Genomic DNA, 22,473 nt, shown 5'->3' with positions numbered 1-22,473 from the left:
GTTCCCCTGCACGCACATCCGTGGCGGCTTCAACGCTCAGTGTACGGGTTCAGGCTCGTCCAGGAACATCTGGGTTTCCATCCAGGCGTAGGCCGCTTCCGCCCCGGGCTGGTTGAACAACACCATCAGCACCACCCACTTGAGGTCGTCCAGATCCAGTTCGTCCTGATCCAGCGCCATGGCGCGGTCCAGTACCAACTCGCGCTGGTCTGCGTCGAGAATGCGGTGTTGCTCGAGGAACAGCAAAAACCCCCGGCAATCGACATCGAGCTTGTCCAGCTCCGGCCCGTGATAGATCCGCACCGGTCCATCGACATGCGGGCGCGCGACGCTAGGCCGCTGCTCGGAAAGCGCGTCCAGCCAATCGAAGGCCTTGCTGATTTCTGCGGGACTGAAACCGGCCTGGATCAGGCCATTTTGAAGCGAGTCACGGTCACGGACCAGGTCCGCATCTTCGCTGAAGTAATGTTCAAACAGGTACAGCAGTACATCGAGAATGCTCTCTTTCATTGCCCTCGGCCTGCGTCGCGCGACGCTGTGGAGGTGAAGAAACTAAGGATTGCGGGTATAGCGACCGTGCTCGGTGACCACGTCTCCCTCCAGTTCCATGATGAGCAGCATGGAGGACAGCGCGGCGGCCGTCAATCCGGTGCGCTGCACCAATGAATCCATAGGGGTTGGGTCGTGGCCCAGTGCTTGCCACAAGCGCTGGTAGTCGGGATCGGAGCGGGCAGGACCGGTGCCAGCGCTGGTCGTTGCCTTGCTGGACAACTCAGTGGGGGCGGCCAGCCGCTCGCGCAAGGCGCTGGCCAGTTCGCCAGACAGCTGGCCCAGTCCCTCGATGATCTGTGCGGGCTCCTGCACCAGCGTGGCACCCTGCCGGATCAGGTGATGACAGCCGCGCGCGAGCGGATTGTGCAGCGAGCCGGGGAGGGCGAACACCTCGCGCCCTGCTTCGGCCGCCAGCCGGGCGGTAATCAACGCGCCCGAGCGCATCGCCGCTTCGACCACCAAGGTCCCCAGGGCCAGCCCGGCAATGATCCGGTTGCGGGCCGGGAAGTGCGCCGCGACCGGGGCAGTGCCCGGCAGATATTCGCTGACCACTGCGCCGCGTTCGGTGATGCGATCGCGCAAGCCTAGGTGCCGCTCGGGATAGGCGACGTCGACGCCAGTGCCGACGACGGCCACGGTGATGCCGTCGTGCTGGGCCAGTGCAGCCTCGTGTGCGATCGCATCCACGCCGGCGGCCATGCCGCTGACGATGCCCAACCCGGCGCAGGCCAGGCTGGAGGCGAATGCGCGGGTATGATCGCGGCCGCCGGCAGTGGCCGAGCGGCTGCCGACCACCGCCACGCCTGGGTGCCAGAGGATGTTGGGGTCGCCGTCCACGAACAAGGCCATCGGCGGATTGGCGATATGCCGCAGCAGGGCCGGGTAATCCGGATCGCGCCAGCCGATCAGGTGGTGGCCGGGCTGTTCGCACCAGCGTAGCGCGGCCTCCAGCGCATGTAGATCGGGGTTCTGCAGCAGCGCAGCTTGCACCTCGTCGCATCCAGCTGCGCGCCACGCTCCCGGCCCGGCTGCCAGCATTTCGGACGCTGATCCGTACGAGGTCAGCAATTTTTGGCGGGGCGGGCTGCGGCCGCCTGCCAGCAGCAGGACCAGGAGTGCGCGCAGGTCGGGAGCGGTTTGGGCCATACATCCAGGCTAGGCCGCAAACGACGACGGCGCCCTCGGGCGCCGTCGCGTTGGTGCATCGGATCTTTCGCTTATTGCGCGTCAGGATGCTTGACGAAATAGCCCAGGCCGGTCGGCTTGACGCTTTCCATCACCAGCGCATAGCTGACCTTGTCGAAGGTGCGGAACACCATGGCATGCGAGGCGTACTCGTCGGGCAGGCCGACGGTGGAGCCGGACGGGCCGCTGAAATCGTCGTCGGTCCGCGAGAAGCGCGAGTGCTTGACGCGGTCGCTGACCGTGCGGCCCTTGCGCCAAATCGAGAACACCGTGCCGTTGTTGATGCCTTCGCGGGCGCCGCCGGAGATGGCGATCACGTCGCGCGTGCCGCCAACGGTGAAGGCGTCGGAGATGGCCAGCACGCGCAGTTCGGTTTGCAGCGCCTGTTCCGAGGGCGGATGCGGGATGAACTGCAGATCGTACGGCTGCGCTTCGACCGCCACGATGCGATCGCCGGCGCGCACTTCGCGGCCGCTGTCCTGCAGCAGCAGGGTCGCCGCCTTGGAGTTGCCGCCCGCCGCGCTGCGGGTGATGGTGCCGACGTTGACCTGCGCCATCTCGTAGCCGAGGAACTCGCGGCGCGTGCTCGGCGCGATGAAGTTCTTCCAGATGTTGCCCGAGCCGGCGGTGATGTTACCGGCCATGTCCAGGTCTTCGTTGTGCTTGGGCAGGCTGAACTTCACGGTCGGGCGGACCACAGCAAAGCGCTGGCCCGGCTGGGCATTTTCCAGACCGACCACGTAGGCGACCTGGCCGGTGGTGGCACGCGTGCGACCGGCTTCCAGACCCACGACATACGGCAACTGGTCGAAGTCGTCGACCACGCGCAGGTTCTTCAGGAACGGCTCGACGTCGGCCAGCGGAATGGCGTTGATCGGCGCTTCCTGGCGCGGGCCGGGCTGGATCGTGCCTTTGCCGACCCGGTCCAGATAGGCCAGGCTGATCACGTCGCCCGGATAGATCAGGTGCGGATTCTGAATCTGCGGATTGGCTTGCCAGATTTCCGGCCACAGCCACGGTTTTTGCAGGAAACGCCCAGCGATGTCCCACAAGGTACCGCCCTTGCGGACCACATAGGTGTCTGGATGCTCGCCCACCGCTTGCGCGGCAGCGTAGGTCGCGACGGTCAGCATCGCCGCAGCGACGACCGTACGAAGTCGGTTCAACATAGGTGCCTTCTTGCCTGATTCCCCAACAGGTCTGCGCACTATAGTCTAGAAACCGGGGCGCCACGCAAGCATTGCGCTAGAATGACAGCGTCTTGCCGGCGCCGCGCCGGTGTTTCCAGACGGGTAACCCCATGGCTTTGCTCCCAATTCTTGAGTTTCCGGACCCGCGGCTGCGCACCAAGGCCGTGCCGGTCGATGCTGCCGAGGTCACCAGCCAGGCGTTCCAGACGCTGCTGGACGACATGTTCCAGACCATGTACGAGGCGCCCGGCATTGGCCTGGCTGCCAGTCAGGTGGACGTGCACAAGCGATTCATGGTGATCGACATCAGCGAGGAGAAAAACCTGCCGCAGGTGTTCGTCAACCCCGAGATCGTGAGCAAGCAGGGCGAGCAGTTGTATCAGGAAGGCTGCCTGTCGGTGCCCGGCATCTATGCCGATGTCAGCCGCGCCGATGCGATCACCGTGCGCTATCTGGACCGTCAGGGCCAGGCGCAGGAACTGCAGGCCGACGGTCTGCTGGCCGTGTGCATCCAGCACGAGATGGACCATCTGGACGGCAAGCTGTTCGTGGATTATCTCTCGCCGCTCAAGCGCGAAATGGTGCGCAAGAAGCTGGCCAAACAGCGCAAGCATGTGGCTTGAGGGCTGGGATTTGGGATTGGGGATTCGGGATTGGCAAAAGCAGATTTTTGTTGCTCTTTGAGTCTGCTGGTTTCACATCGTTGAGCGCTCACTTCAGTGCGACCGCATGGCGATGCATTGCGATCGCGCCAAGTCTGCGGGCGAAAGGCCGTGAAACTTTGGATCCGCGAGTCGTGATCGATAAGCCGCTGCCTGTAGCTGGCATTCGATTCTCGGTTGCCACTCCTGCTTCTCGGTGCGCTCGATTCGGGATGATCCACGCAGGCCCTGGCGCCGGTTAGCCAAATCTTCCAGTGCAGGTCTCGCTTCCACCTCTTGGCTTCACGCTACTCCCGCCCCGGCCAGCACCCTCGCCGTTGCCTATCCCAAATCCCGAATCCCGAATTCCCGCCCTATGAGAATCATCTTCGCCGGTACGCCGGATTTTGCCGTTCCGTCGTTACGCGCCGCCGCGCAGCGCCATGAAGTGGTGGCGGTGTACACACAGCCGGATCGCCCGGCCGGGCGTGGCCGCGGGTTGACGCCCTCGCCGGTCAAGATCGAGGCGATTGCGCGCGGCATTCCGGTGTTCCAGCCGCAGACGCTGCGTTCGCCCGAAGCATTGGCGACGTTGCGTGCGCTGGATGCGGACCTGATGGTGGTGGTGGCTTACGGGTTGATCCTGCCAAAGGCCGTGCTGGCCGCGCCGACGCACGGCTGCTGGAACGTGCATGCCTCGTTGCTGCCGCGCTGGCGTGGCGCCGCGCCGATCCAGCGGGCGATCGAGGCCGGCGACACCGAGACCGGGGTGTGCCTGATGCAGATGGAAGCCGGGTTGGACACCGGCCCGGTGCTGCTGTCGCAGCGCATCGAAATTGGCGAGCAGGACACCGGCGGGCAGCTGCACGACCGGCTGGCCGCGCTGGGCGCGCAGGTGCTGTCCGATGGCCTGGGTCTGTTGCGCGCCGGCATCCGTCCGGTGGCGCAACCGCAGCCGGCCGACGGGGTGACCTATGCGCACAAGCTGGACAAGGCGCAGGCGCGACTGGATTGGGCGCAGCCGGCGCAGGAACTGGCGCGGCGTGTGCGCGCGTTCAACCCGTGGCCGGTCGCCGAGGCGATCCTGGCTGGCGAGCGCGTGCGCCTGCATGGGGCGGTGGCGCTTGAACTGGCCCATCAACAGCCCCCGGGCACCCTGCTGGCGGCCAGCAAGCAGGGCATCGATATCGCCTGCGGCGAGGGTGCGCTGCGCGTGCGCGTGCTCCAGCGCGAGGGCGGCAAGGCGATTACCGCCGCCGATTACCTCAATGCGCGGCGCGACCTGCCGGCGCTGCGCTGATGTCGGCCGATACCGCAACCGCCGGCGTTGCCTCGCGCCTGGCCGCCGCGCGCGTGCTGACGGCGGTGTTCGATCAGGGCCGGTCGTTGAAGGCCGAACTCGCCGCGACCTTGCCCGGCATCGGCGATCCGCGCGATCGCGCGCTGGTGGAGGCGATCTGCTTTGCGGTCATTCGCCGGCGCCCGGCCTATGACGTGGCGTTGCGGCAATGGCTGGAACGTGCATTGCCGCCCCGCGATGCCGAACTCAAGGCGCTGCTGATGGTCGGTTTCGCCCAACTGGACGTGCTGCAGCTGCCCGCGCACGCCGCCTTATCGGCCACCGTGGATGCGTGCCGCGCACTGGGCCGGCCCCGTCAGGCCGGCATGGTCAACGCGATCCTGCGGCGCGCCCAGCGCGAAGGATTTCCGGCGGTGGCCGACGATGCCGGTTGGCCGTCGTGGCTGCGCAAGCAGTTGCGCGCGGACTGGGGCGATCGTGCCGAAGCCATTTTTACCGCCAGCGCGCAGATGGCGTCGATGTGGCTGCGCGTGCGGCGTTCGCGCATCGACCCGGCGGGCTACGTCGCACGGCTGGCCGAACTGGGCATTGCCGCGCAGACCGATGCAGTGCTGCCGGATGCGGTGCGCCTGCACAATGCCGTGCCGGTGAGCCAGTTGCCGGGCTTCGCCGAAGGCGATGTTTCGGTGCAGGACGGCTCTGCCCAGCAGGTGGCCGATGCGTTGAGCCTGGCGCCGTCGGCACGCGTGCTCGATGCCTGCGCGGCGCCGGGGGGCAAGGCGGCGCATCTGCTGGAGCGCCATCCCGGCTTGCAGCTCACCGCGCTGGATGTGGATGCGCGCCGCCTGGAGCGCGTGCAGCAGACCTTGCAGCGCACGGTCCCCGATGCGCAGGTGGCATTGCAGGCGGCCGACGCCGCCGAGACGGACGCGTGGTGGGACGGCCAGCAGTTCGATGCAGTGCTGCTGGACGCGCCCTGTTCGGCCACCGGCGTGGTGCGTCGTCAACCGGATGTGCTGCTGCACCGCCGCGCCGACGATATCGATGCGCTATGTGCGCTGCAGGCGCGGCTACTGGATGCGACCTGGCGCACGCTGCGCCCGGGCGGACAATTGCTGTACACCACCTGCTCGCTGTTGGCGCGCGAGAACCAGGCCCAGGTCGAGGCATTCCTGCAGCGCACTCCCGACGCACAGGCGCAGCCGTTGGGTGCGCAGTTCGGGCATGCCGCCGGCGCCGGACGTCAGCGGTTTCCAGGCGAGCAGCACTGCGACGGATTTTTCTACGCGCTTTTGCTAAAAGCCTCCTGATCGCGCGCGAAGTCCAGCGCTCCACCTTTTGCGACCGACTGCCGCCCGACATGTTCAAGAATCGCGCTTCCACCGATGTCTGGTTGCTGGCCATGACCGCCGTGCTGGTGATTGGTGCCGGCCTGGGTTTGCGTGACCCGTGGCCGGCGGACGAGCCGCGCTTTGCGCTGGTGGCCAAGCAGATGGTGTTGAGCGGCGACTGGTTGTTCCCGCATCGCGGCAACGTGCTGTATTCGGACAAGCCGCCGATGCTGATGTGGCTGCAGGCGCTGTTCTACACGCTGCTGGGCAATTGGCGGGTGGCGTTCCTGCTGCCGTCGTTGCTGGCCGCGTTGGGCACACTGGCCTGCGTCTACGATCTGGGCCGGCGCCTGTGGACCCGGCGCGTGGGCGTGTATGCGGCCTGGATGCTGCTGTTTACGCTGCACTTCACCTTTCAGGCCAAGAAGGCGCAGATCGACCCGCTAGTGGTGTTCTGGATCACCCTGGCCAATTATGGCTTGTTGCGGCATCTGCTGATGGGCCCGGCCTGGCGCTGGTGGACGCTGGGCTGGTTCGCAGCCGGCTTGGGCGTGATCACCAAGGGCGTTGGCATCATTGCGCTGCTGATGCTGATCCCGGCCGGAATTGCAGCGGCGCGTGGCTGGCCGGGCGTACGCGTGCATCTGCGCGACCGGCGCTTCTGGCTGGGGCCGCTGTTCTTCTTCGTGGCGATCGCGCTGTGGTTCGTGCCGATGATGGTGACCGCACTGACCGCTGGCCAGCCCGAATACCGCGTGTATCTCAACGACATCCTGCTGCGCCAGACCGCCAAGCGCTACGCCAGCTCCTGGGATCACGCGCAGCCGGTCTGGTACCACCTGCAAAGCATGGCCACGATGTGGCTGCCGACCATCCTGCTGCTGCCATGGGCGATTCCGGCGTGGCGGCGCCGGCTGAAGCGGCGCGATCCGCGCTATCTGCTGCCGCTGGCCTGGTGGCTGCTGGTGCTGGTGTTCTTCACCATTCCCAGCGGCAAGCGCGATGTGTACATCCTGCCGGCGCTGCCGATGTTCTGCCTGGTGCTGGCGCCGCTGGTGCCCGGCCTGCTGCGCCGGGCTGGCGTGCAGCGGCTGCTGTTCGGGTTCGGGCTGCTGCTGGCAGTGGCGTTCTGTGCGGGTGGCGCGGCGATGCTGATCGGCCACCCGGGCTTCGAGCAGAAGATCATGGACAGTCGCGGGGTCGGCAGCGAAGCCACCGACCCGCTGGGCTGGCTGTTGCTGGCGGTGGGTACCTGGGGCATCGCCAGCCTGCTGCTGATGCGCGTGCGCCGCTCCGCCTTTGCGGTGGTCTCGCTGCTTGGCGCGTGGTGGGTGGCGTTCGGGCTGGTGTGCTATCCGATCTTCAACGATTCCAGTTCGGCCGTTGCGGTGATGCGCGAGGCCGGGCGTCGCATCGGCCCGGATGCGCAACTCGGGCTGGTGGCATGGAAGGAGCAAAACCTGCTGATGGCCGACCGGCCTGCGCAGACCTTCGGCTTCAAGGTGCCGTGGGAAACCCAACTGCAGCGCGGCGTGGCCTGGCAGGCAGAGCAACCCGGGCAGCGCTGGCTGATGGCGCAGGAGACCGCACTGCTGGCCTGCGTGGATCGCAGCCGCAGCCAGTTGGTGGGCGTGGCCAACCGCCGGCGCTGGTGGTTGGTGCCGGCCGATGCCGTGCGTGGCGCCTGCGTGGCCAGCTCCAGCGAGCGTGCGGTGGAAGCAAAGGAGCAGGGCAACCTGGATACCGAATGAGCCAGCCGACTCCACCGGCGCACGCGCGTGCCAGGTGCCATCGGCGCGGCGTCAATGCAGCAGCCGGTCGCTGTCTAGCAGGGATTCATGCGTCGCATCGTTAGCTTGGCCGGCGCTGCCGACGGCCGGCCATTGCGTCGCCTCCCTATTTCCCACCGATTTGTAGATGACTTCCTTGCGTCCCCACCCCGCGTCACTGTCGCCCTCTGCCCCGACCACCTCACGGGCAGGCGTGCGCATTGCCGAGCTGGGCGCGTTCGCATTGACTGCGCTGGTGGTGAGCATGCCGAGCGGGTTGCTGCCGTTCGGCCTGTGCCTGCTGCTTGGTTCGTTGATTGGCTGGCGCAGCCTGCGCGACGGCATTGCCGCGCGCGAATGGTCGTTGCGCGTGGTGGGCTGGCTGACGGTGGCGGTGATTGCGATGTCGCTGCTGTCGATCGTGTTGTTCGAGCACGGGCTGCGCGATGTGGGCAATCGCTCGCGCTTCCTGGTGCTGCCATGGGCGGCGCTATGGGCATATGCGTTGCAGCCGCGCCAGCTGTGGTTGTGGCGCGGTGCCCTGGTCGGCGTGTTTGCGGCCATGCTGATCGCGCTGCTGCAGGTGATGAACGGCGCCGACCGCGCCGAAGGCTTCACCAACGCCATCGTATTCGCCGACATCGTGCTGATGTTGCTGGTGGTGGCGGTGTTCTGCCGCCCGCTCGGCAGCGTGCGCTGGCTGGTGGGCGCTGGGGTCGCCACCGTGGTGGTGATCGTGCTCAGCGGCAGCCGCGGGGTGTGGCTGGCGATGCTGGCCACGCTGGGCGTGCTGATCTGGGGTGCGCCCTGGCACAGCACGCGCGTGCGCCTGCTGACCTTCATCGGCGGCGCGGTGCTGGCGGTGGGCATCGCGCTCAGCGTGCCGGCGCTGACCGACCAGATGCGCCTGGGCGAATTGCAGCGCGACCTGCAGCGTTACGAAGTGGGCGATACCGATTCGTCGGCCGGCGCCCGTATCGAACGCCTGCATGTGGCGTGGGACACGCTGAAGGCGCATCCGCTGAGGGGCGTGGGCGTTGGTCGTTTCGACGATGCGATGCACGACCTGCCGGCCTGTGCCGCCGACCCGTCGTTGTTCCGTTGCCAGTTGGGGCATGCGCACAACGATCTAGCCGAATGGAGTGCGACCCAGGGCGTGCCCGGGCTGTTGCTGCTGCTTGCCGTCTACGGCGTACCGTTGTGGATGTTCGTGCGACTGCACCGGCGCAGCGGGCAGCAGCAGTTCCGCGGCCCGGCGGCGGCCGGGGTGATGCTTGTGATCAGTTATGCCCTGTGCGGCCTGACCCAATCGATGTTCGCGCACCAGGTGGCGGCGAGCTTCTACACGGCCATGGTCGGCGTGCTGGTGGGTCTGTCGGCACGGCAGGCGCAACAAGCGCAGTCGGACGTGGCGAGCACCCGGTAGCGGCGGATGATCCACCGGCTGCAGGTGGCGTATGCACCAGCAGCGCGCCTGCAGTGCCTGAGCTCACGCGTGTGCAGAAAAAGAAGGGGGCGTTGTTGGAGTCGGGGTGCGTTGGCTTGCACATGCCGACTTGTGCGCACCGTCGGCGGCGTTCACAGCCGCTTGCCTGCAGCTCTCGAGGTCTTTACCTGTTCTGACTCGCTACGCCGGTCCGGCGTCCGCGCCGGGTCCTGCACCGGCTGATTGTTTTGCAGCAGCCACAACATGATGGTCTTCTGGCGGACGTAGTTGGCGCGTACATAGGCGTAGATCAGCCCATGCCAGCCATCGCGAAAGCCGCCGCGCAACAGGTAGCCGCGCCAGAAGCGCCAGGCCGGCGCCAGCACCAGCTTGCTCCAGGTGGCGCGTTTGCCGCGCGCATGTTCGTGCTCGGCCATCATCTGCGCGTAGCGCTGGGTCTTGCTCAGTTGCTGCATCAGCGAGCGGTACGGGTAATGGATCAGATCGCCCGCCAAGGTCTCCACGGGGCCATCCACGCTGGCCGCCTCGTGGATCTCGCGCTTGCCGCGCCAGCCGCCGCGGCGGCGATCGAACAAGCGCAGCACCCGGTCCGGATACGCATTGCCGTGGCGCAGGAAGCGACCGAAGTAGTCGGACAGGCGTGCGAAGCGGTAGCCGGCCGCCGTGGCGAAACCGGTATCGCGCGCCGCGATGATCGAGGCGCGCAGGGCATCGCTGACGCGTTCGTCGGCATCCAGGCACAACACCCAGTCGTGGCTGGCCTGCGCAACGCAGAATGCCTTCTGGCTGCGGTAGCCATCGAAGGCGCGGTGCAGCACGCGTGCGCCGTACTCGCTGGCGATGGCGGTGGTGGCATCGGTGGAGCCGGAGTCCACCACCACGATCTCGTCGCAGAACGCCAGCGAGGCTAGACAGTCGCGTAGGCGATCGGCCTCGTTGAACGCGATAATGCAGGCGCTGATGCGCGGCCGTTCGTCGGGTGCGGTCGAAGAGGACATGTGATGGCCGATTACCTGCTGTTCGCAACGGAGCGTTACGCGTTGCCTATTCTGGCGCCATTGGCGCAGGCGTTACAGGCCCGCGGGCACGCGGTGTCGGCCTGGTTCGAAGGTGGCGCGCGCGGGTTGGCGTTGCCGGGCGTGCGCGAGGTCGGCCTGCGCGAGGCGCTGGCGCTGCGCCCGCGTGCGGTATTCAGTGCCGCCAACTGGGTGCCACCGTTTGTTTCCGGTGCGAAAGTGCAGCTGTTTCACGGGTTCAACGTGCAAAAGCGCGAGGACAATCGCGGCCATTTCCGGGTGCGTGGGCTGTTCGATCTGTACTGCACGCAAGGCCCGGCCACCACCGCGCCGTTCCGCGCGCTGGCGCAGCGCGAGGGCCATTTTGCCGTGGTGGAAACCGGCTGGCCCAAGCTCGATCCGGTCTTTCGCGACGATGGCGGCCGTAGCGCCGCCTTGCGTGCGCCGGCCGCCGGCCGCCCGGTGATCCTGTTCGGTTCCACCTTTACCGAGCGGCTGAGCGCAGCGCCCGCACTCTACGACGAGATCGCCGCCGACATCGCGCGCGGCGCGCATTACTGGCTGCTGACCTTGCACCCGAAGTGCGCTCCGGAACTGTTCGATCGCTATCGCGCACTGGCAGGTGCCAACGCACGCTTCATCGAGCCAGAAGAGGTCATGGCCGCGCAACGTGCGGCCGATGTGCTGGTTTCCGATACCTCATCGATCGTGTCCGAGTTCGTGGTGCAGCACAAACCGGTGGTGACCTTTCGCAACCGCGTGCCGCAGCCGCACATGCTCGACTTCCGTCAGGCAGAGCAATTGCCGCAGCAGCTGGCGCGCGCGCTGGCGCCGGATGCGGCATTGTGTAGTGCGCTCGCCAGTTACGCCGATGCGATTCACCCGTATCGCGACGGGCAGTCTTCCGAACGGGTGATTGCCGCCACTGAAGACTTCATTGCCGGCAAACTCGGCGGGTTGCGCCGCAAACCGCTGGGTTCGGTGTGGCGCGGGTTGCAGATCCGTCGCGAGCTCGGATATTGGGGGCCGTCGCAGCGTTGATCGCTGCTGGTGGTTCGTTGACGAGATGCTTCCGGTGCGCGGTTGATCCAATCCCGATTCCCGACTCCCGATTGCCCAATCACCAGCGTAGCTTGCGCCGCGCCAGCGCGGCACCGAGTTGCGCCTGCAGCGCCTGCGCCTGGGCGAACGGCACAAAGCGCAGCCGCAATGCCGGGCCGGTGGCGCTGGCGCCGGCCGTATCCAGCCAAAGCGTGGCGGTGCCGGATAGCCGATCCAACGGCGAGCGCTGCAGCTGCAGCGCCTGCAGCTTGTCCAGCTCGGCCAGCCGCCACCAGCGCTTCCACCAGCCGCCGCGCACCGCGACGTAACGCGCATCCACCGCATAGGCCATGCGCTGGACCTGGCGCTGCGCCTTGAACGCGCTCCACGGCAGCCACACCAGCAACCACAAGGCCTGGCTGCCGAACTGCCACGTCAGGCCCGCCGTCAGCGGCAGCAGCGTCAGCGTGGCGGGCAGACTCAAGCGCCACCAGCAATGCGTGGCGATCGTCTGCCACTGCGTCGGCGGCCAGGCGATGCCGGGCAGCAGGCGTTGCAGCAAGGCATCGCAGTGCTGCGGCTCGGCAATGGGCGCGAGCTCCTTCAGTGCGCTGCCTTCGTTATCGCCTCTGCCGGCCACTGCGGTGTCCACCCGCAATTGGCGACGACCGAACAGGCGATGCAGCAGGCCTTCGTACAACGTCCACGACTGGATCCGCCGCAACGCCACGCTGCTGCGGATCCGCGTCAGCAGCCCGCGCTCCACGGTGAGGCGGCGCTCGGATTCGCTCAGATGGAAGCCGTGGTACTGGGTCACCGCCAGGGCGACCGACAGCGCGCGCATCGCCAACAACAGGGCAAGCGTGGCGAGGATCGCCAGCGTTGCGGTGACCGCGACGCCGGGATGGATCTGGCTGACGTAGCGATAGGCCAGCTCGCCGTTATGCTCGACGAAGTCGGATACCGTGCGGCGCGGAATCATCTGGTAGATCACGCCAAAGCCAGCCGCCACCACCACCATGCCGCGATTGGAGATCAGGCCCAGCCGGATGACCTCGGCCATCGGCAGGCGCAGCAAGCTGCCGCTGTCTTCTTCGATCTGCGGCGCCGGCACGCCTGTGTCGGTTGCACGGCGCCGTATCAGATCTTCCAGCGCAAGCGCCTGATCCAGCCGCAGCACGCGCATTTCCGCTTCCGGCTTGTGTCCACCGGCCGACTCCAGCCGCACCTCGGCCACGCCGGCCAGACGGTGCAGCAGCGATTGATGCACCACCACGTTATGGATGCGCGCAAACGGAATATCGCGCCGGCTGCGTTCCAACAAGCCGCTGCGAATGGCCACGCTATCGCTGCCGATCCGGTAGCGGTAGGTGAAGTAGCGCAGCACCGAAATCGCCACCAGCACCGCAATCACCACCGCGGTGGCGATCTGGTCGGCAACATCGCGATTGCCGTCGCGGCTGCCGAACAGGATCAGTGTCGCCAGCGGAATCAGGAACTGACGGATCTGCTGCAGCAACACGAACACCCACGACAACGGATGCAGGCGCTGCTCGTCGTTGCCGCGATGTGCAACGGCATTCATAGCGCGTCGTCGTCGTGATCGAGCTGCCGGGCCAGGCGGTCGCGCAGGCGCTCGGCATCGTCCTGATCCAGCCCCGACAGCGCCACCGCATTGAGCCGGCTGCCGGCGGTGTGCACCACCAGCGTGGTCAGGCCGGTCGCGCGTTCGATCGGCCCGCGGCGCAGGTCCACATGCTGCACGCGCGAAATCGGAACACGCGTATCGCTTTGCCACAGATGACCGCGCTGCAGCGCCAGGCCATGCTGATCGAGTTTCCAGTGCGTCAGCCGGTGCCGCTTGACCGCCAACCAGGCGCCCAGCAGGGCGATGACTGCGGTCACGCCCAGCACCGCCGGCCAGTAACGCCAGGCGTGCAGCCAGACAATCGTGACGCCGGCTGCGATCAGGCCCGCACATCCTCCGCCGAGCGCGCCATTGATCGCCGCCACATAGGCACCGCGACGCGGCAGCGACTGCCACTGGCTGTGCGTCACGGCTGGGGCTTCTGCCGGGGCGGGCTGGACCATGACGTCGGGGTGCGGCGGTGGAGCGTCGTGCACGTAGCTGGCCTGCAGAAGCGGTGCGCAAGCATAGCCGGCTGCCCAGTGCCGGCGCACCCGGCGCCGGGCGCGTTATTGCGCGGCCAGGATCAACGCATCCACATCCAGCGCGTGGCCAGCGCGCGCGGCCTTGGTGCGCAGGTATTGCTCGTTTTCGGCGGTGATGTCGCCAGTGATCGCGATGCGATCTTCGACCACGATGCCGGCCGCACGCAGGCGCTCGGCCTTGGCGGGGTTGTTGGTCAACAGCCGGATCCGACTGATGCCCAGCCCGCGCAGCATCGCCACCGCACTGCCGTAGCGGCGCTCGTCCGGACCAAAGCCCAACTGCGCGTCGGCATCGATGGTGTCCAGGCCCGCATGCTGATAGCCGTAGGCGCGCATCTTGGCGGCGATGCCGGTGCCACGCCCTTCCTGGTCCAGATACAGCAGGACGCCGCCACCGAGCTCCTTCAACTTGGCCAGGCCGTGCCGCAGCTGGTCGCCGCAATCGCATTTGAGCGAGCCGAACAGGTCGCCGGTGAGGCACGACGAGTGCACGCGCACCGGCACCGCAGTGCTCAGGTCCGGCTGGCCGACCACGATCGCCACCTGGTCGCGCTGCGCCACGCCGCCGCGAAACACCACGAACTCGCTCATGCCCAGGCCGCGCAGCGGTACCGGGGTGCGGGTCACCAGCTCGTAGCCGGCTGCCGCAGAGGTGGCGCAGCCGCGGCTCAAATCGTCCAGCGCCAGCGACTGGCAGCCGGCGAACGCGGCATGGTCGTGCACATCGCGCAACTCCACCGCCAGCAGCGCCGGCAGCAGCAGGCCAAGCCGCGCGATCTCCACGCCGCCGGCATCCAGCGCATCGCCGGCCGTCCACTGCGCAGGCACCGGGGTGTCGCGCAGGTAGGCCAGCGCGGCGAGCTGGTCGTAGCTGTGATCGATCAGGCCCACGCGCGCACCCTGCGGCGCGCTCAGGCCCAGCACCTGGGCGCGGGTGGGCGTCACGAAGAGATAGTGACGCCCCCGCGCGGCGCGGGCGAACGCCGCATACGACTGCGCCGTGCTGCTATCCAGCGCCAGCACCGCCCGCGCCTGCCCATCGGCCGCCGTCAGCAACACCGGGCGCCTGGCGCGCAGTTCGGATGCGGCGCGCTCACAGCGAATCGCCGCCGGATCGCCGAAGGCCTGTGCGCTGGGGGAGGGGAGGGGGCTACTCATGCACGACTCCAAATGGGGATTGCCACGGCCGCTTCAAGGCGGGCGCCGCCGCGGTCACTGCGTGATCGCATCTACCCATTGTCGCGCGCCTGGCAACAGGCGGTCGCCACGACCGGGTAGAACGCTGCATCCAGCCGCTGCCGATTGAGTGGGCAGGCTTGCGCCGCTTGGTTGCCCTGCGGTCCGCGTTGTTCAGGGTGCGGCAATGCTTTCTAATCGGGCGACCTCCATGTTTGCCGGGCCCCATGCACATTGTCGATTGCAGCCAAGCGCGCCATGCCGGCGCCATTCTGGACATCTTCAACGAAGCCATCGCCAATTCCACTGCGCTGTACGACTACCGTCCCAGGCCACCGGAGAGCATGGTCGGCTGGTTCGCCACCAAGCAGGCGGGCGGCTTTCCGGTGATCGGCGTGGAGCACGACGACGGCACCCTGATGGGCTTTGCCAGCTACGGTACCTTTCGCGCTTGGCCCGCCTTCAAGTACAGCGTCGAGCATTCGATCTACGTGCACCGCGACCATCGCGGCAAGGGCCTGGGGCGTCTCCTGCTGCAGGCCCTGATCGCAGCGGCGCAAGCGCGCGGCGTGCACGTGCTGGTGGGCGGCATCGATGCCAGCAACCAGGCCAGCATCGCGTTGCACGAACAGTTCGGTTTCACCCACGCCGGCACCGTGCGCGAGGCCGGTTTCAAGTTCGGGCGCTGGCTGGACCTGGCGTTCTATCAACGCATCCTGGACACGCCTGCCGATCCGCACGACGACTGAGCGCCGTGGCTAGTGCGGATGCCGCTCGGTCGCATACGGGTTGGTCTCGCCGCTGCCCGGCGGACGCAGGGTGTAGCGCTTGTAGGTCCACTGATATTGCGCCGGGTCGCGCCGGGCGATCTGTTCGATGCCGGCGTTGAGCGCGCTGGCTGCACGCACCGGATCCGCATCGGCCACCGCGGGGTCGGCCGGCTGCACGTGCAGCGCGAACTGCAGATCGTCGCCGACGCGTTCGCACCAACCGTAGAGCACGATCGCCCCGGTCCGCTCGGCCAGCCGGTTGACCAGGGTCATGGTCAAGGCCGGAATGCCGAAGAATGGCGCGAACACGCCATCGCCCATCTTCGGTTGCTGGTCCGGCAGGATGCCGACCGCGCCGCCGTCCTTGAGCACCTTGAACAACTGCCGCACCGCCGGGCCTTCGGCGCGTACCTGGCGCACGTTGTCGCCACCACGTGCCAACTGCAGGAAGCCATCCACCGCCTCGGATTCCGGCGGCCGGTAGACGATCGCGATCGGCCCGCGTTCGGACAGCCACTGGTTGAGCAGTTCCCAGTTGCCGAAATGCGGCGCCGCCACGATGACCCCGCGCCCGGAGGCCAGCGCGGCGTCGTAGAGTTCCTGGCCGTTGCGCTGCAGGCGTGCCAGGTTCTCCGCCGGCGGGCGGGTCCAGGTGCGCAGCACCTCCAGCGTCTGCCGCGCGGTCGATTGCAGGATCTGCGCATGCAAGCGCGCGCGCTGCTCGGCGCTCAGTTCCGGATACGCCAGCTCCAGATTGCGGCGGGCCACGCGTGACTCGCGTGCGTTGAGCTTGCGCCAGCTCCAGGCCAGCGTGTCGGCCACGCGCTTGAGCAACGGCCACGGCAAGCGGCCCACGGTGGCGGCGGTGGCATACAACAGGCGAGCGCGAACATCAGGTGTCATCGGCGCAATTCTAAACAGCGCAGACCGCGAAGGCCCGCGCGTGACAGTGCCGGCAGCGCTGGGCATGCTGCGCGGCACAGTTTGCTGCCCGAGAATGCCCATGCTTGCACTGATCCAGCGCGTCACCCGCGCCAGCGTCACGGTCGATGACCAGATCGTCGGGCAGATCGGCCCCGGGCTGCTGGCCCTGATCGGCGTGGAGCCCGGCGACAGTGACGCGCAGGTCCGGCGCCTGGCGGAGCGGTTGCTGAGCTATCGGGTGTTCGGCGACGCCGCCGGCAAGATGAACCGCTCACTCACCGATACGGGCGGCGGCCTGCTGCTGGTCAGCCAGTTCACCCTGGCTGCGGACACCAGTTCCGGCAACCGCCCGGGCTTCAGCACCGCCGCGCCGCCATTGGAGGCTGAACCGGCGTTCAATCGATTGGTGGCGATCTGCCGCGAAAAACACCGCGGTGGGGTGGAAACCGGGCGTTTCGGTGCCCATATGGTTGTCGACCTGGTCAACGATGGCCCGGTGACCTTCCTTCTCAGACCCTAGATACAACACGTCCACCAGCGGTCCCGTCTTGAATCCGGCAGACCGGGCTTCACGCTGGTATAATGCTAGGTTCTCTTTCCAATCTCAAAGCCGGTGGCGCGAGCACTCATGGCCAACGAACGTCCTGCCCAGCAATCCGACATCAAGCTACTGATCAGCAAGGGCCTAGAACAGGGCTATCTGACCTACGCCGAAGTCAATGACCATCTGCCCGACGACCTGGTCGACCCGGAGCAGATCGAAGACATCATCAGCATGATCAACGGCATGGGCATCGATGTCCATGAAGTTGCACCCGATGCCGAAACCCTGTTGCTCAACGATGGCAATACCGGCAACCGCGAGGTTGACGACACCGCCGCCGAAGAAGCTGCCGCCGCGCTGACCGCGCTCGACACCGAAGGTGGCCGCACCACCGACCCGGTGCGCATGTACATGCGCGAAATGGGCACGGTCGAGCTGCTGACCCGCGAAGGCGAAATCGCCATCGCCAAGCGTATCGAAGAAGGCCTCAGCCAGGTCCAGGCAGCACTGGGCGTGTTCCCGCTGTCGACCGAAATGCTGCTGGCCGATTACGAAGCGCACAAGGAAGGCAAGAAGCGTCTGGCCGAGATCGTGGTCGGCTTCAACGACCTGATCGAAGAAGCCGATGCGGCCGCTGCTGCGCTCGCCGCGGCCGGCCCGGTTGCCGTGTCCGACGATGAAGCAGTCGACGAAGACGACGACGAAGACGGTGATGACGAGGCCGCCGAAGAAGAGGCCGGCCCGACCGGTCCGGACCCGGTGGAAGTGGCCACGCGCATGGAGAACCTGGCCAACGAATACGCCAAGTTCAAGAAGGCCTATGCCAAGAACGGCGCCGAGCACAAGCTGGTGGTCAAGGCCCGCGAAGACATGGCCGCCATTTTCACCACGCTCAAGCTGCCGCTGCCGCTGACCGACGCGCTGGTCACCCAGCTGCGTGGCGTGGTCAATGGCATCAAGGATCACGAGCGCAAGGTGCTGCACCTTGCCACCACCGTGGCACGCATGCCGCGCAAGGACTTCATCCGCTCCTGGGAAGGCAACCAGACCAACCTGGAATGGGTGGAAGACGCACTCAAGCGCAAGCAGAAGTGGTCCTCGGCGCTGCGCGACGTCAAGGACCAGATCATCTCCGAGCAGCAGGGCTCGATCGAGATGGAAAAGGCCAATTACCTGACCCTGGGCGAGATCAAGGAAATCAGCCGTGCGATGGCCTATGGCGAAGCCAAGGCACGCAAGGCCAAGAAGGAAATGGTCGAGGCCAACCTGCGTCTGGTCATCTCCATCGCCAAGAAGTACACCAACCGCGGTCTGCAGTTCCTCGACCTGATTCAGGAAGGCAACATCGGCCTGATGAAGGCGGTGGACAAGTTCGAATACCGTCGCGGTTACAAGTTCTCGACCTACGCCACCTGGTGGATTCGCCAGGCGATCACCCGCTCGATCGCCGACCAGGCGCGCACCATCCGTATTCCGGTGCACATGATCGAGACGATCAACAAGTTGAACCGCATTTCCCGCCAGATGCTCCAGCAGTTCGGCCGCGAGGCCACGCCGGAGGAACTGGCCAAGGAAATGGACATGCCCGAGGACAAGATCCGCAAGGTGATGAAAATCGCCAAGGAGCCGATCTCGATGGAAACCCCGATCGGCGACGACGAGGATTCGCATCTGGGTGACTTCATCGAGGACACCAATGTGGAGTCCCCGATCGACAACACCACCAACATCAATCTCTCCGAGACGGTGCGTGACGTGTTGGCCGGCCTCACCCCGCGCGAGGCGAAGGTGCTGCGCATGCGCTTCGGTATCGACATGAACACCGATCACACGCTGGAAGAGGTCGGTAAGCAGTTCGACGTCACCCGCGAGCGGATTCGTCAGATAGAGGCCAAGGCGTTGCGCAAGCTGCGTCACCCGAGCCGTTCGGAACAGCTGCGCTCGTTCTTGGATATCGACTGACGCCGCGGTTGTAACCGTGCAGTGATCACGCAACAGCCCCGCTTATGCGGGGTTGTTGCGTGATGGCGCAGGCAATTGACTATGCTGGCGACTCGGGCAGCTGTCGATCGCATGCAAGGCGCGTGTCAGTGGCGCAGAGCCCGGACGTTTCACGCACCGCCGACGAAGCTACACGGCCACGCAACATTAAACCGGTGTTTCCGCAAACCTCACGTGGCGTTCTGACCGCGACTTCTAAGTTGGCCGACGAATGGAGACGAGATCGCTTTATGAGTAGGCAAAGCCGCTTTGAAACCACCACGTACCGCGAACACGAGATCCGCGTGCGCGCCGAGCAGGCTTCCCCTAATGCCAAGTGGACGCTGTGGGTGGACGTGTATGCGCTCGGCGGCAAGCGCCAGCCGCGTATCGCCTGCAACGGGCTGGCCTATGCGACCTACCAAGAGGCCATCGCGCACGGTTTTCGTGCAGGTCGGCAGTTGATCGATGGGCAGTTTGAGACGGCTGATGCCTGAGGGCAGGATTGGGATTGGTGATTCGGGATTGATAGGTTTGCTGCGTCTAGATCGCGCGATTGCGTGCACGGCGCCAGCAAATCCAATGTCCAAAGCCCAGCCGCCGCTGGGCTTTTTCGTTGTGACGCCAAGGCATGATCTTTCGGCTGTGCGTGCCGGGGGCGTTGCAGGTACAGGCCGGCTAGCAGACAGGGCGACGCCCAGACAGGTAAACTTTCGCGTCCGCTGCACGGCCCGACATGCTCGCCATCTCGCCGCCAGACACTCGGGCCTATAGCTCAACGGTTAGAGCAGAGGACTCATAATCCTTTGGTTCCAGGTTCGAATCCTGGTGGGCCCACCATCAGCCTCCATGAGGCAATCGGATGTTGCGCGCATCCTGATGATGAGCAGTTGCTGGAAGTCGATCTGACCCTTCGGTGGTCATCCAATGGCGATCTGGCTCAATCTCAGACTTCAGACAGTCATGGCTCCGCAGTTCGCGACGCAGCAGCCACCGCAAAGCTGTCTTCAAGCATCAGAAACTGCGAGATCTCGTTCCCCGTGATGGTGAGCACGATCGTAAACGGCGTTTCGGTGAGCTTTCCGGTGGCGGTGATGCGGCTGGCGAGCTCACCCACGATGACAGCGCGGTCGTTGCTGGCCAGCAGATCATGCACCTCGAACCGGAGGCGCTCCATCATCGTGCTGGAATCACGGACGAACGCTTCTACCGCGCCGCGCCCGTTGCGTCGCCCAATCCATGGCAGTGCGGATGGGTCGCCAGGGATATGCCATTGCAGATCCGCACTGAACATTGCCGCGATGGTCTCAGGCGATGCACCGGAGCCGATCTTTTCAAGGAAGTTTTGCGCAATCGCCAAATTGTTTTGCATGCTCATCTTGTTTGTCTCCAGTGGATTGGACGTGCACTCAAGGTAGCGCGCCGCCCGTGTGGATCAGATCTGGGTCAGGCCGCCGTCCACTGTCAGCTCGATGCCGGTGATGTAGGAGGCGTCGTCCGATGCCAGGAAGGACATCGCCTTGGCCATTTCATCCGGGCTTGCCGAGCGGCCCAGTGGTGCCTTCTGCTTGATCTGGTCGAGGTAGGCGTCGATGTCTTCCTCGCTCATGCCCAATTCGGATCGATAGGCGGGTGTGACCACGACGCCGGGCGCGATCAGATTGACGCGGATGTCGCGAGCTCTCAGCTCGGATGCCCATGTCCTGACGAATGAGCGCAGTGCCGCCTTGGTTGCGGCATACACGCCGAAATTGGAAACGCCCTGGTTTGCCGCGATGGAGCCCGTCACCACGATGGCGCTGCCGGCGCCCATCAGTGGCAGCGCCTTCTGCACGGTCAGCAGGGTGCCCTTGACGTTGATGTTGAAGTACTTGTCGAAGCCTGCTTCGGTGATGGATTCGATTGGCGCAAATTCGCCGCCGCCTGCGTTGGCAAGCAGCAGGTCCAGTCGTCCATGCGCGGTGGCGATGCCGTCCATGACGGCGTCAAGCTCTGCACCAACGGAAATGTCGGCGCGTACCGCCGTGGCGCCGTGGCCGATCTCGGCGACCGCCCGGTCCAGTTCCTGCTGCCGGCGGCCGCTGATGACCACCGTTGCGCCCTCCAGCGCCAGCCGTTTGGCGGCGGCCAGGCCGATGCCCGAGCTGCCGCCGGTGACCAGGGCGATCTTCCCGGCGTGTTTGGTGGGGTGAATGTTGACCAGATCCTGGACATGCATGGTGTTCGCCTCTTGAACGGAGTTCCCGCGTTGCAGGCAGTCTATTGGCCGTCGCTGAAGCGATAAATCGGAATATCATTGATTCTTTATTCCCCTGCAGAAATAATCCGATGCTCCAGACGGAGCGAGCAATGGATCACCTGCAGGCAATCCGCGCCTTTGCGCGCGTGGTGGAAACCGGTGGCTTCAACCGTGCGGCAGAATCGCTGCAGATGCCCAATGCCACGCTGAGCAAGTCGATCAGCGCGCTGGAAAAATATCTGGGAGTCAAATTGCTTGAACGCAGCACGCGCCGCGTGCGTGTCAGCAACGACGGCGCTGCGTATTACGAGCGCGTGCGGCATCTGCTCACGGAGCTGGACGACGTGGAAGCCACCTTGGGACGTGCGCAAGGCAGCCCCAAGGGCCGGCTTCGTGTAGATACGGGCGGCTCGACGGCGTGCGGATTGTTGATACCCGCATTGCCGGAGTTCTGTGCACGCTATCCGGATATCCAGCTGCAGCTTGGCGTCACCGATCGCACGGTGGATGTCATCGGCGAAAATATCGACTGCGCCATCCGCAGCACGGCAGACGACGGCGCACTGATATCGCGCAAGATCGGCAGCCTTGCGTGGACCACCTGCGCGAGTCCTGACTATCTCGCACGCCACGGTGTCCCGACCCACCCCGAGCAGCTGAAAAGCCCGGCGTTTCCTGTGGTGGGTTACTTCTCCGCGCATAGTGGCAAAGCGCTGCCGCTGCATTTCCTGGACGATGGAGCGCCGCTGGAGATCGTTCCCAACTGCAGTGTGATGGTCAACGAAAGCAACGCGCATCTGGCCACCGGATTGGCCGGGCTCGGGCTGATCCACACGCTCGATTTCATGGTGCGTCCGGCCATCGAACGCGGCGCGTTGGTGCCGGTTCTGCAGGACTGGCGTCCGGCGCCATTGGATGTCTTCATCGCCTATGCGCCCAGCCGACAGTTGAGCACCAAGGTGCGTGTATTTATCGAGTGGGTGAGCGAGATCTATGCCCGCATCGGGCGGACGCCTTCGCCGGTCGAGCGCTGACGACCGCAACCTGCTGCCTTTCATGTGGTGTGCGGCGGTGCTTCCAGGCGTTGGGTCATCGCATCCGCCCGGGGCTCGACTCGCGTTTGGAGCGTGCTCCCTTCTACTGCGGCGTTACCGGACCTGTCCGCCGAGGCGCGCAGCACACGCCGGACAGGCATT

21 protein-coding genes and 1 tRNA gene are annotated in these 22,473 nt (G+C 65.9%); 12 read left to right on the top strand and 10 right to left on the bottom strand.

The genetic code is table 11. From position 1 onward, the window contains the following. Positions 1 to 36: 36 nt before the first annotated feature. The 3 genes from ACCQ03_RS19020 to ACCQ03_RS19010 all read right to left on the bottom strand — a co-directional run bounded on the left by ACCQ03_RS19020 (position 37) and on the right by ACCQ03_RS19010 (position 2,906). A complete protein-coding gene (locus ACCQ03_RS19020; RefSeq protein WP_003484452.1) occupies positions 37 to 510 on the bottom strand; it encodes a DUF494 family protein in 474 nt (157 codons plus the stop codon). 42 nt (positions 511 to 552) lie between these two features. Then, on the bottom strand, positions 553 to 1,698 hold the full coding sequence (dprA, locus tag ACCQ03_RS19015) for a DNA-processing protein DprA (RefSeq protein WP_209227300.1): 1,146 nt from the start codon (positions 1,696 to 1,698) through the stop codon (positions 553 to 555). Between the two features lie 71 nt (positions 1,699 to 1,769). Further along, the gene (locus ACCQ03_RS19010; RefSeq protein WP_209227302.1) at positions 1,770 to 2,906 is read right to left on the bottom strand and encodes a LysM peptidoglycan-binding domain-containing protein; all 1,137 of its coding nucleotides are present in this window, start codon (positions 2,904 to 2,906) and stop codon (positions 1,770 to 1,772) included. A gap of 131 nt (positions 2,907 to 3,037) precedes the next feature. Between ACCQ03_RS19010 and def the strand changes: the two genes are divergently transcribed. The 5 genes from def to ACCQ03_RS18985 all read left to right on the top strand — a co-directional run bounded on the left by def (position 3,038) and on the right by ACCQ03_RS18985 (position 9,394). Beyond that, positions 3,038 to 3,550 carry a peptide deformylase gene (gene def / locus ACCQ03_RS19005; protein ID WP_039568662.1) on the top strand — a complete coding sequence of 171 codons (513 nt, stop codon included), beginning with the start codon at positions 3,038 to 3,040 and terminating at the stop codon, positions 3,548 to 3,550. Positions 3,551 to 3,944: 394 nt separating this feature from the next. After that, a complete protein-coding gene (fmt, locus tag ACCQ03_RS19000; RefSeq protein WP_039568660.1) occupies positions 3,945 to 4,868 on the top strand; it encodes a methionyl-tRNA formyltransferase in 924 nt (307 codons plus the stop codon). Then, entirely contained in the window at positions 4,868 to 6,178 is a 1,311-nt protein-coding gene (gene rsmB / locus ACCQ03_RS18995; protein ID WP_057686953.1) for a 16S rRNA (cytosine(967)-C(5))-methyltransferase RsmB, read from the top strand. The genes fmt and rsmB overlap by 1 nt, the downstream gene beginning before the upstream one ends. Positions 6,179 to 6,228: 50 nt before the next feature. Then, positions 6,229 to 7,950 carry an ArnT family glycosyltransferase gene (locus ACCQ03_RS18990; RefSeq protein ID WP_209227304.1) on the top strand — a complete coding sequence of 574 codons (1,722 nt, stop codon included), beginning with the start codon at positions 6,229 to 6,231 and terminating at the stop codon, positions 7,948 to 7,950. A 166-nt stretch (positions 7,951 to 8,116) separates the two neighbouring features. Then, positions 8,117 to 9,394, top strand: coding sequence for an O-antigen ligase family protein (locus ACCQ03_RS18985; protein ID WP_209227306.1), 1,278 nt, complete (start codon positions 8,117 to 8,119; stop codon positions 9,392 to 9,394). A gap of 152 nt (positions 9,395 to 9,546) precedes the next feature. On the opposite strand, the gene ACCQ03_RS18980 is transcribed toward ACCQ03_RS18985, so the two are convergent. Further along, the gene (locus ACCQ03_RS18980) at positions 9,547 to 10,413 is read right to left on the bottom strand and encodes a glycosyltransferase family 2 protein (RefSeq protein WP_057678073.1); all 867 of its coding nucleotides are present in this window, start codon (positions 10,411 to 10,413) and stop codon (positions 9,547 to 9,549) included. Between ACCQ03_RS18980 and ACCQ03_RS18975 the strand changes: the two genes are divergently transcribed. Beyond that, a complete protein-coding gene (locus ACCQ03_RS18975; protein WP_081022721.1) occupies positions 10,414 to 11,472 on the top strand; it encodes a CDP-glycerol glycerophosphotransferase family protein in 1,059 nt (352 codons plus the stop codon). A gap of 79 nt (positions 11,473 to 11,551) precedes the next feature. Here the strand turns inward: ACCQ03_RS18975 and ACCQ03_RS18970 are convergent, their stop codons facing one another. The 3 genes from ACCQ03_RS18970 to ribA all read right to left on the bottom strand — a co-directional run bounded on the left by ACCQ03_RS18970 (position 11,552) and on the right by ribA (position 14,802). Then, a complete protein-coding gene (locus ACCQ03_RS18970) occupies positions 11,552 to 13,057 on the bottom strand; it encodes a PH domain-containing protein (RefSeq protein ID WP_209227308.1) in 1,506 nt (501 codons plus the stop codon). Beyond that, positions 13,054 to 13,530 (bottom strand): PH domain-containing protein, encoded by a 477-nt coding sequence (locus tag ACCQ03_RS18965; protein ID WP_017157063.1) that lies wholly within the window; start codon positions 13,528 to 13,530, stop codon positions 13,054 to 13,056. Before ACCQ03_RS18965 ends, ACCQ03_RS18970 begins: the two co-directional genes overlap by 4 nt. A gap of 138 nt (positions 13,531 to 13,668) precedes the next feature. Continuing rightward, on the bottom strand, positions 13,669 to 14,802 hold the full coding sequence (ribA, locus tag ACCQ03_RS18960; RefSeq protein WP_209227310.1) for a GTP cyclohydrolase II RibA: 1,134 nt from the start codon (positions 14,800 to 14,802) through the stop codon (positions 13,669 to 13,671). A gap of 245 nt (positions 14,803 to 15,047) precedes the next feature. On the opposite strand from ribA, the gene ACCQ03_RS18955 reads away from it, so the two are divergent. Further along, a complete protein-coding gene (locus ACCQ03_RS18955) occupies positions 15,048 to 15,569 on the top strand; it encodes a GNAT family N-acetyltransferase (RefSeq protein WP_039568638.1) in 522 nt (173 codons plus the stop codon). A 9-nt stretch (positions 15,570 to 15,578) separates the two neighbouring features. Here the strand turns inward: ACCQ03_RS18955 and ACCQ03_RS18950 are convergent, their stop codons facing one another. Then, positions 15,579 to 16,595 carry a lauroyl acyltransferase gene (locus ACCQ03_RS18950; protein ID WP_209227312.1) on the bottom strand — a complete coding sequence of 339 codons (1,017 nt, stop codon included), beginning with the start codon at positions 16,593 to 16,595 and terminating at the stop codon, positions 15,579 to 15,581. On the opposite strand from ACCQ03_RS18950, the gene dtd reads away from it, so the two are divergent. The 4 genes from dtd (at position 16,594) to ACCQ03_RS18930 (ending at position 19,878) form a co-directional block, all read left to right on the top strand. Beyond that, positions 16,594 to 17,034: a D-aminoacyl-tRNA deacylase gene (dtd, locus tag ACCQ03_RS18945; protein ID WP_057678068.1), complete on the top strand. Its 441-nt coding sequence runs from the start codon at positions 16,594 to 16,596 to the stop codon at positions 17,032 to 17,034. The two genes, ACCQ03_RS18950 and dtd, sit on opposite strands and share 2 nt — an antisense overlap. Positions 17,035 to 17,142: 108 nt before the next feature. Beyond that, entirely contained in the window at positions 17,143 to 19,020 is a 1,878-nt protein-coding gene (gene rpoD, locus ACCQ03_RS18940; protein ID WP_008572798.1) for an RNA polymerase sigma factor RpoD, read from the top strand. A gap of 194 nt (positions 19,021 to 19,214) precedes the next feature. After that, the gene (locus ACCQ03_RS18935) at positions 19,215 to 19,535 is read left to right on the top strand and encodes a hypothetical protein (RefSeq protein ID WP_017157070.1); all 321 of its coding nucleotides are present in this window, start codon (positions 19,215 to 19,217) and stop codon (positions 19,533 to 19,535) included. A gap of 267 nt (positions 19,536 to 19,802) precedes the next feature. Further along, positions 19,803 to 19,878 (top strand) — tRNA-Ile (locus ACCQ03_RS18930). A 121-nt stretch (positions 19,879 to 19,999) separates the two neighbouring features. Here the strand turns inward: ACCQ03_RS18930 and ACCQ03_RS18925 are convergent. Both ACCQ03_RS18925 and ACCQ03_RS18920 read right to left on the bottom strand, forming a co-directional pair. After that, complete coding sequence (locus ACCQ03_RS18925) at positions 20,000 to 20,416, bottom strand: nuclear transport factor 2 family protein (protein WP_057678066.1); 417 nt, start codon at positions 20,414 to 20,416, stop codon at positions 20,000 to 20,002. Between the two features lie 57 nt (positions 20,417 to 20,473). Beyond that, positions 20,474 to 21,256, bottom strand: a complete 783-nt coding sequence (locus tag ACCQ03_RS18920; protein ID WP_057678065.1) for an SDR family oxidoreductase — start codon at positions 21,254 to 21,256, stop codon at positions 20,474 to 20,476. 131 nt (positions 21,257 to 21,387) lie between these two features. Between ACCQ03_RS18920 and ACCQ03_RS18915 the strand changes: the two genes are divergently transcribed. Further along, on the top strand, positions 21,388 to 22,311 hold the full coding sequence (locus ACCQ03_RS18915) for a LysR family transcriptional regulator (RefSeq protein ID WP_057678064.1): 924 nt from the start codon (positions 21,388 to 21,390) through the stop codon (positions 22,309 to 22,311). The last annotated feature ends 162 nt before the right edge of the window (positions 22,312 to 22,473 follow it).

The sequence above is a fragment of the Xanthomonas sp. NCPPB 3569 genome, assembly GCF_041475645.2.
In the GTDB taxonomy this organism is placed as follows: Bacteria; Pseudomonadota; Gammaproteobacteria; order Xanthomonadales; family Xanthomonadaceae; genus Xanthomonas; species Xanthomonas phaseoli.
Note: the sequence above shows the minus strand (reverse complement) of the source record. Positions and strands in the feature narration are given on the sequence as shown.